This is a genomic window from Streptomyces sp. NPDC048270 (assembly GCF_040652335.1).
GTDB lineage: Bacteria > Actinomycetota > Actinomycetes > Streptomycetales > Streptomycetaceae > Streptomyces.
The window spans coordinates 1-3,766 of record NZ_JBEZLV010000103.1; the positions used below are offsets into that span (position 1 = coordinate 1).

At 73.3% G+C, this 3,766-nt stretch carries 5 protein-coding genes and 1 pseudogene; 5 read left to right on the forward strand and 1 reads right to left on the reverse strand.

Annotated elements, in window-relative coordinates; translation table 11 throughout:
• The 5 genes and pseudogenes from AB0D66_RS34195 to AB0D66_RS34215 form a co-directional block, all read left to right on the forward strand.
• Positions 1–104 (forward strand): annotated as a pseudogene (locus AB0D66_RS34195) (ABC transporter permease); the annotation flags it as partial.
• An 89-nt stretch (positions 105–193) separates the two neighbouring features.
• The gene (locus AB0D66_RS34200; RefSeq protein ID WP_362311047.1) at positions 194–1,126 is read left to right on the forward strand and encodes a formylglycine-generating enzyme family protein; all 933 of its coding nucleotides are present in this window, start codon (positions 194–196) and stop codon (positions 1,124–1,126) included.
• A gap of 61 nt (positions 1,127–1,187) precedes the next feature.
• Positions 1,188–1,346: a hypothetical protein gene (locus tag AB0D66_RS34205; RefSeq protein WP_362311048.1), complete on the forward strand. Its 159-nt coding sequence runs from the start codon at positions 1,188–1,190 to the stop codon at positions 1,344–1,346.
• A 95-nt stretch (positions 1,347–1,441) separates the two neighbouring features.
• A complete protein-coding gene (locus AB0D66_RS34210) occupies positions 1,442–2,320 on the forward strand; it encodes a glutathione S-transferase C-terminal domain-containing protein (RefSeq protein WP_362311049.1) in 879 nt (292 codons plus the stop codon).
• Between the two features lie 95 nt (positions 2,321–2,415).
• Complete coding sequence (locus tag AB0D66_RS34215; protein ID WP_362311050.1) at positions 2,416–3,462, forward strand: helix-turn-helix domain-containing protein; 1,047 nt, start codon at positions 2,416–2,418, stop codon at positions 3,460–3,462.
• A 67-nt stretch (positions 3,463–3,529) separates the two neighbouring features.
• Here the strand turns inward: AB0D66_RS34215 and AB0D66_RS34220 are convergent.
• The coding region (locus AB0D66_RS34220; RefSeq protein ID WP_362311051.1) for a transglycosylase SLT domain-containing protein at positions 3,530–3,766 on the reverse strand (237 nt) is incomplete at its 5' end.

Consider the following 3,766-nt stretch of genomic DNA (forward strand, 5'->3'; position numbering starts at 1 on the left):
CGATCATCCTGATCCTCGTCGTCGGCATCGCCATCGACCTGCTCATCTTCAGCCCCATCGAGCGGTGGGTCCTGCGCAGCCGCGGCCTCCTGGTCGGGAGCTGACCGAACGGACCGCGCACGCGATCCGCCCTGGTGCCCCGCGACCCCGCCCGCGGGGCACATCCACGCCCACCCCACCGACGGAGCCCGCCATGCCCACCTGCTGCACGCCCGGACACGGCGACGCCACCCCCCTCGCGCTCTCCCCGACACCGCGGCCGCGCTCCGGGGTGGCGACGGGGGCCGCCGGGCGTCTGGTCGACCTGCCGGGCGGGCGCTTCCTGATGGGCACCGAGGACCCGGACGCCTCCCCGGCCGACGGCGAAGGACCCGTACGCGAAGTCGCCGTCGGCCCGTTCCGCATCTCCACCACGACGGTGACCAACGCCCGGTTCGCCGCCTTCGCCGACGCCACCGGCCACCTCACCGAAGCCGAACGCTTCGGCTTCTCCTTCGTCTTCGGCGGCTTCCTGCCCGACGAGGTCGCCGCCCTGTCGCCGGCCGTGGCGGCCGTCCCCTGGTGGCGGGCCGTTCCCGGTGCGAGCTGGCGCCACCCCGAGGGCGCCGGGTCGTCCGTCACCACCCGGCAGGACCACCCCGTGGTCCACGTCTCGTGGAACGACGCACAGGCGTACTGCGCCTGGTCCGGGACCCGCCTGCCCACCGAGGCCGAATGGGAGTACGCGGCCCGCGGCGGCCTCGAGCAGCGGCGCTACCCGTGGGGCGACGAACTCTCACCGGGCGGTCGGCACATGTGCAACATCTGGCGGGGCGAGTTCCCCACGCTGAACACCGCGGAGGACGGCTACGAGGGTACGGCGCCGGCGGCCGCGTTCGGGCCCAACGGCTTCGGCCTCCACAACACCGTCGGCAACGTGTGGGAATGGTGCGCCGACCCGTTCGCCCCCGGCGCCGGCCGCGTGATGCGCGGCGGCTCCTACCTGTGCCACGACTCGTACTGCAACCGCTACCGGGTCGCCGCCCGCAGCTCCAACACGCCCGACAGCTCCACCGGCAACATCGGCTTCCGCGTGGCCGCGGACAGCATCCCGGGCGCAGCCTCCGAAGAGACACGGCGGTCTTGACAGCGCCCGGGCACGCGTCGACACTCCAGAACGGCGAATCCTGGTGAACTGGTAGGGAATCATGGGTTGTTCTGCACTGGACCGCGGCACTGACGGCGCACGTACCGCCGTCCTGCCGCTGCCGCTGCTGACCTCCCGCCGCCACATCGACCTGCTGCGCGTGTGCAGTGCGGCGAGTCCGCTGCGCCAGGGCGGCCGGCCCGTGCCCGCCCGCCCCTGACCCACCGCGCCTTCACCCCCCGGGGTCCCCGGCCACGCCAAGCCTCGCGGCCGTCACCGTCGTACGCCTGTGATCGAGCACCCCCAGGGAGACGCATGTCCGCCACCTCCTCACCAGCCGTGCCGTCCTTCCGGAGCAGGATCGGCGGCGACGCGCGCAGCGGCTACCCCGCCGTGCCGCACCGCTACCGGCTCCACCTCGCCCTGTCCTGTCCGAGCTGTCTGCAGATCGCCGTCACGCACAGCCTGCTGGGCCTGCACGACACCCTCCCGGTCACCCTGCTGCCGGCCGTGCCCGACGCGCCCGACGGCGGGCACCGGGCGCTGCGCCCGCTGTACGAGGCCAGTTCGCACCAGCACCCCGGTCCAGCCCTGGCGCCGGTGCTCGGCGACGGCTGGACCGGACGGATCGTCAGTACGCACGCCCCCGACATCCTCCATGACCTGAGCCGGCGGTTCGGCTCCTCCCGCGGCCCGCGCCTGCACCCCGACGGCGCCGATGAGCACATCCGGTCCATCGCCCGTCTCTGCGATCGGGGCGTCAACGCCGCCGCGCAGCACGCCGGCCGCTCCGGCATCGACGCGGCGGCGCGCGACACCGCGCTCGCCACCCTGCTGGGCGGACTGGACGCCCTGGAACAGCGCCTCTCCCGCGCGCGGTACGTGCTGGGCGGGGACCTCACCGCCGCGGACGTGAAGGTGTGGGTGACGCTGGTGCAGCTGGACACGGTGCACCGCTGGCACCTGGACGCCGCGGCCGTGTACCGCATCACCGACCACCCGCACCTGTGGTCGTACGCAGGCCGGCTGGCGGCGCACCCGGCCTTCGCACCCCACCTCGACCTGGAGGGCATCGCGCAGCGGCACCACGCGCACTGCCGGGGTTCGGAGGCCGCGGGCGCGGCGGTGCGGATCGTGGACTGGGCGCGGCACGCACCGCGTACCGGTCCGGTCGTGAAGACGACCGGGAGCTGATGGGGAGTCCGGTGAACGGGCGAGGGGCCCGGTGGCGCAGCCGGTGCGGATGGCTCGAAAGCCGGTTCGGAGCGCCTGGTAGCCTCGGTCTTCCTATGCTTTCCTCCGGTATCGACGGCACCGTTTCGGCCCACCTCGCGCGCTCCCTCGTCGGCGCACTGGCCGGCCCCGCCACCGGCGGACTCGCACGGCTGCCCGATCTGACCGCCGAAGTGCTGGGCAACGACCTGTCCAGGGTCTCGACCTCGTCGCTCATCAGGGTGTGGGAGAACCTGGTCCTGCTGGAACCGCACACGCTGATCGGTCCGCTGGTCCTGGAGGACGCCCCGGTCGGCACCTTCGGCATCTGGGACTACCTGGTCACCTCGGGACCCACCCTGCGCGAGTCGCTCACGCAGGCGGTGGGCCGCATCGCCTCCCTCGGCGATCCGGCCGCGGAGAAACTGATCGTGGAGGAGGACGGACGCCACTTCACCGTCCGCCACACCACGGGCACGTGGGGGCCGGACGTGGTGCAGGCGGTCGACCTGTTCGCCCTCTCGCTCTTCCTGAGCCGGGCCCGGGCCGCGACCGGCCGCCCCATCGCCCCGTCCCGCGTCACCATCACCCACCGCCCGCCGCGGCGGTCCCGGCAACTGGCCGCGCTCTTCGGGACGGACCGGATCCAGTACGACGCGCCGTACAACTCGATCTCGTTCAGCGAGGACGACGTGCACGCGCCCCTGCCCAAGGCCCAGCCGGGCATGGACCGGATCCTGGCGCACCACGCGGAGCTGGTCCTGGCGGCGTCCCGGCCCGTGCTCGGATGGCACGACCGTTTCCGGACGGTGCTGGCCGCGGCCTTCGAGGAGGACACCCTGAGCCTGGAGGCCGTGGCGCAGCGTCTGGCGATGAGCCCCCGCACGCTCCAGCGGCGGCTCGCCGAAGAGGGCACCACGTGGCGTGCGCAGGTCGAGTCCGTCCGGCACGAGCACACGATGGAACTGCTGCGGACCACCGACCTGCCCCTGCGGTCGATCGCGGGCCGGGTCGGCTACAGCGACGTCCGGGCCCTGCGGCGCGCGGTACACCGCTGGGAAGGCCAGGCCCCCCGCGAGGCCCGCCGGTCCACGCGCCGACGCCCGCCGTCCGCCAGCCCGTAGGCACGCGAAAACGCCCGGCCGGGAGTCTCGGCCGAGCGTGTGCGTGGGTCTGCTGCCTGCTGGTGGCTTAGTACCAGTGGTTGGCGGACCAGAAGTTCCAGGCGCCGACGGGGCTGCCGTAGCGCTCGTTCATGTACTCCAGGCCCCACTTGATCTGGGTGGCCGGGTTGGTCTTCCAGTCCGAGCCCGCCGAGGCCATCTTCGAGGCGGGCAGGGCCTGGACCAGGCCGTACGCGCCGGAGGAGGAGTTCGTGGCGGTGTAGTCCCAGCCGCTCTCATGCGTGATGATCTTGTCGAAGGCGGC

Excerpts from the sequence above, each read along its gene's own strand:
- AB0D66_RS34200 (WP_362311047.1), top strand. The coding sequence starts at position 194 with ATGCCCACCTGCTGCACGCCCGGACACGGCGACGCCACCCCCCTCGCG.
- AB0D66_RS34205 (WP_362311048.1), top strand. The coding sequence starts at position 1,188 with ATGGGTTGTTCTGCACTGGACCGCGGCACTGACGGCGCACGTACCGCC.
- AB0D66_RS34210 (WP_362311049.1), top strand. The coding sequence starts at position 1,442 with ATGTCCGCCACCTCCTCACCAGCCGTGCCGTCCTTCCGGAGCAGGATC.
- AB0D66_RS34215 (WP_362311050.1), top strand. The coding sequence starts at position 2,416 with ATGCTTTCCTCCGGTATCGACGGCACCGTTTCGGCCCACCTCGCGCGC.